The sequence below is a fragment of the Methylobacterium symbioticum genome (assembly GCF_902141845.1).
GTDB lineage: Bacteria > Pseudomonadota > Alphaproteobacteria > Rhizobiales > Beijerinckiaceae > Methylobacterium > Methylobacterium symbioticum.
This window is the reverse complement of record NZ_CABFPH010000198.1, coordinates 1-4116: the sequence shown is the minus strand read 5'-3', so window position 1 is coordinate 4116 and position 4116 is coordinate 1. Positions and strand designations below refer to the sequence as shown.

General features: G+C 73.2%; 3 protein-coding genes and 1 pseudogene. 1 reads left to right on the top strand and 3 read right to left on the bottom strand.

Annotation, left to right across the window (positions count from 1 at the left end; genetic code table 11):
• A pseudogene (locus tag MET9862_RS28585) lies at positions 1-713 on the top strand (hypothetical protein); the annotation flags it as partial.
• 279 nt (positions 714-992) lie between these two features.
• Here MET9862_RS28585 and MET9862_RS28580 read toward each other — a convergent pair.
• The 3 genes from MET9862_RS28580 to MET9862_RS28570 form a co-directional block, all read right to left on the bottom strand.
• A complete protein-coding gene (locus MET9862_RS28580; protein ID WP_012454469.1) occupies positions 993-1970 on the bottom strand; it encodes a 3'-5' exonuclease in 978 nt (325 codons plus the stop codon).
• Positions 1971-2089: 119 nt separating this feature from the next.
• Complete coding sequence (locus MET9862_RS28575; RefSeq protein ID WP_012454470.1) at positions 2090-3076, bottom strand: metallophosphoesterase family protein; 987 nt, start codon at positions 3074-3076, stop codon at positions 2090-2092.
• 71 nt (positions 3077-3147) lie between these two features.
• The coding region (locus MET9862_RS28570) for an AAA family ATPase (protein ID WP_244612954.1) at positions 3148-4116 on the bottom strand (969 nt) is incomplete at its 5' end.

Sequence of the window (4116 nt, the reverse complement as noted above, 5' to 3'; positions counted from 1 at the left end):
TGTTCTTCGCCTTCATCTACAACGCGCTGGGCGTGCCGGTCGCTGCCGGACTGCTCTACCCGTTCCTCGGCATCCTCCTCTCGCCGGTCATCGCGGCGGACCGGCTCGCGCGGGCCCGCGCGGCCGTGACCGCCGCCCGGACGCTGGACCGTACCGTCCGCAGGACGAATGCCGAGATCATCGACGAGCGCCTCGCGGTCATCAGCCCGCTGCTGAACGAGCTGTATCAACGGCTCCGCCCGCACTCCGAGTGGCGCACCATCGATTACGGCATACGCGGCGACGTGAAGCGCTTCCTGAGCTTGAGGGTCGGCAACGGGCTGAACCCGCAATTCGTGTTCAGCAGCGGGCAGAGGCGTGCGGCCGGCCTGGCCTTCCTCCTCTCCGTTCACCTGTCCCGACCGTGGTGCACCTGGCGGACGCTCATGCTCGACGACCCGGTCCAGCACATCGACGATTTCCGGGCCCTGCACCTCGTCGAGGTGCTCTCAGCCCTGCAGCGATCGGGCCGGCAGATCGTCTGTGCCGTCGAGGATCCGTCGCTGGCTGAGTTGCTGTGCCGGCGCCTGATCAGCGAGCCCACGTCGCCCGGCCGGCGTCACGACCTGGATCTGGTTTCCGGGGGCGGGGCCTCGATCACCCGCTCGACGGATATCGCACCGGCAATGGCCGGCGTGCTCGGGAGGACCAGGGACCTGAGTGCGGCCGGCTGAAACGGCGCGGGTATCCGCCGGCGTCGCGGCCCGTCCGGCCGGGGCAAGTGTCCCACCCGCGATAGACGCGCCCGTACCCTCGACGACGGAAGGCTGCGCGCGTGCGACGGCCGTGCTCGCCGCGACCCATCGGCGATGGGGACGTCCGTCGGGACAGGCCGGCGGTGCCAGCGCTCCCCACGGCGGCGGCCCGGTCCCAGTCGTTGGCCCCGCCGACCAAGCCCTCGTCGCCGGCGAGCCCGTCCCGGTCGTGCGCGGGAGCGTCCAGGCCGGCCGACCTCAGCCCGCCACGGCGGGCCAAGCCTGCGGCGGCCGGGAGACGAAGGCGGACCGGGATTCGGTCGCCCGCCGCCATGCGTCCACGAAGGCACCGAGGTGCGGGCGCGCCGCCCGTTCGGACTCCAGGTACCGGATCAGGCCGTCGATGGCAGCGTCGTGGGCCTCCGGGCCGGTCCTTCCGGTGAGGTGCGCCCAGCGCAGGTACAGCACGAAGAGGTTCAGGCAGTCGGTCTCGCAATAGGCCCGCACGCGCCCGATCTCGCCGCGGGCGATCATGGCGGCGACCTGCGAGCCGTGCTCGCCCAGCTTCCCGGGCAGGGCCAGGAGCCCGGCGGCCTCCTCCAGGGTCAGCCGCGCGCAGGCCCCGAACTCGGCCAGGACCTCCATCAGGTCCGCGTGCCAGTCTACGGCGTAGCGGTGGCCGTAGCCGTCCCACTTGGTCCCCCTCCTGTACCAGGAGGGCACCGCGATACCGTGCATCAACGAGCGCAGCAGGAGCGTGGGGAGGTCGAAGCTGCGGCCGTTCCAGGTGACGACCCTGTAGCGGCCGGCCGCGAAGAACTTCCAGAAGGCCCGCAGCAGGCGCTCCTCATCCCATCCAGGCTCGCCCCCGCTCCGGCACGACCGGATCTGGTATGCCTCGGTTCCGGTCGCCGCGTCGCGGGCGATGGCTGCCTCGACGAAGGAGACCGCGACCACCTTGTGCCAGGCCGCCTTCGGAAATTTCTCGGACGGCCAATCCGACGGAACCTGCTCCTCGTCGGGCACCGTCTCGATATCGAGGACGAGCAACGCCTGGTGGAGGCCGGCCGGCTCCGCGACGCCGGTCCGCGCCTCCGGCCGGTCCGGACGGTGTCTCTGAGGCGCCGCGGGGGCGTGGCCGTCGAGCAACGTCGCGCCCGCGGCGAGGCGGGCCGCGCCGCCCGGCGCCTGGAGTCCGGGGCGCGCGGTCACGTTCGCGATGGCGTTGAGGGACATGTCGAGACCTTTCCGGGTTCGCGCCGCGGCGGGCTGCGGGAGGCGGGGCTCAAAGGGGCTTCCCGTGGTCCGCGGCAGCCCTCGCAGGCTCGCTGGGCGGAAAACGGAGGGGAGAGGGTTCAGACGCAGACGACGAGCGCCGGGTCGAAAGCCCGGTTGCCCTGCCTCCGCCATGGATTGGCCAGCACCCGGGTCCTTCCGATGTGATAGTCCGCCGCCGCCGGCACGCGGCCGTGGACCCAGAGCGCCGGCGCGCCCCATGCCCGGAGGACGTCCTCCAGGTCGGACGCGAAGGTCGTGGCCTCCCACTCCTCGCACTGCCACTCCGGCCAGCCCGGATGCAGCGAACGCGCCGACGGCGCGTGGTGGGTCAGGACCACGGCCCGGTCGCCGGGACGCACCCCGGCGGCCAGCGATGATGGCGGGACCGAGATGCCGTTGGACTGGATAACGACGCTCGTGAGGAAGTCCTCGATGTAGGCGCGTGACCGGGCATGGGCACCGGCCGCGTCGTACGGGCCCCAGGTCCGGTCGCGCTCCGCCAAAATGTTGTCGCCGCCCCGCCACATGTTGCGCGCGCGCGCCCGCGCGCCGCCGGCGTATGCCGCACCGCCGAGCGCCCAGTCGGTCCAGAGCGTCGCCCCCACAACGTGGACGGCAGCCCCCCGCCCGTCGTCGAGCCGGACGGCCTCATCCATCAGCACGGTGATCCCGAGTTCACGCCCCCTCTCGCGCCCGAGCCGCAGGGTCTCGTGCGGAGGCAAGCCGCCGCGGTACTCGCTGATCCCCGGCACCAGCACCACGGGTCGGCCGGCCCTCCGGTCGCCGAGCGCCCCGGCGAGCCACTCGACCGCGGCCACCAGCCCCTCGGAGATCCCGCCGGCGACCAGCAGGGCGTCATGGTCCGGAAGCGGATCCGGCAGGGCGAACGCGCCGTCGCGGACGGCGAGGTCGGACATGATCCAGAGCCGCATCCCCTCCGACCGGGCGGGAAGCAGGGGGGTCCGCGCGTTGGAGGCCGCGGTCGCGTCCAGGCTGCGGCGGGCGCGCCCGGGCCGGAAGACCGGGGGCAGGACATACGGTTCGGGCAGGATGCGGCCTGACAACGTCCGGGGTTCTCCGTCGCGAAGCGGCGGGCAGGGGCGCCGGCCGCGCTGTGGGGTGGGGCGAGTGGCGGTCAGTGCCTGACGGCCGCCTGCTCCCGGTGGGGCAGCAAGACGTCCAGCATCCGGCGGAGGCGGCGCACCGAACCGCCCCGCCACGCCCTGCGGAGGACCCTCACCTCCTCGCCCGTCAGCCCCTGGACCCAGCGCGGGTCGGTCCCGCGCTCGGCCGCGGCCTGGGCGAGCAGGGCGGGGAGCAGCGCCTCAAGATGCTCGGGACCTGGATGCGGGAACTCGATCCGCCTCAGCCTGTCGAGCAGGGGCGCCGGCAAGTTCCAGTCCACGTTCGCCGTCGCCACCACGGAGACCCAGGAGAGGTCGAGCTCCGCCTGCACGCAGGGGTCGGGGAACCGTGCGGCGGTCTCGGGCTCTAGGAAGGAAATCATGCCATCCCAGAGCCGTCCGTAGTCGCTGCGGGTCGGTGCCTTGTCCACCTCGTCCACCAGGACGAGGGGGTTGGCTTGCAGGAACCGGTTCACCGCCATGAACGGTCGCGCCGGCTCGGCGGAGTACCACCGCCGCTCCGTGCCGCCGAAGCTCGCCCCGGCGTCGTTCGAGCCGTCGACCCGGAAGACCCCGGTCCCGAGCTCCTCGCCCAACCGGCGGACGAAGCGCGACTTCCCGCTGCCGGGCGGGCCCACGATGAGGAGGTGGCCGAGGCGGACGAACGGCTTGCCCACCAGATCGCATAGGACGAAATCGACGGCCCCGCCCGCCTGGGGGAACTCGTAGAGCAGCCGGCGCCGGACGCGCACGAGATCGGGCGTCGGGACCAACGGGAGGGGCTTGGCGATGGACTTCTCGTACCCCTTGGTCACGTCGCGGCCCTTGCCGGAGCCGGTGGCGCCGATGGCCGGACAGACCAGGACGTGTCCCTCGGGCACGCCCGCGTCGGGCTCGTCCGCCGGCGCGGGCGCGGCGCTCCCGGGCATCTCGGCGGTCTTGCGCGCGGCGGCCAGCTCGGCGCGCCTGCGCTCGGCGGC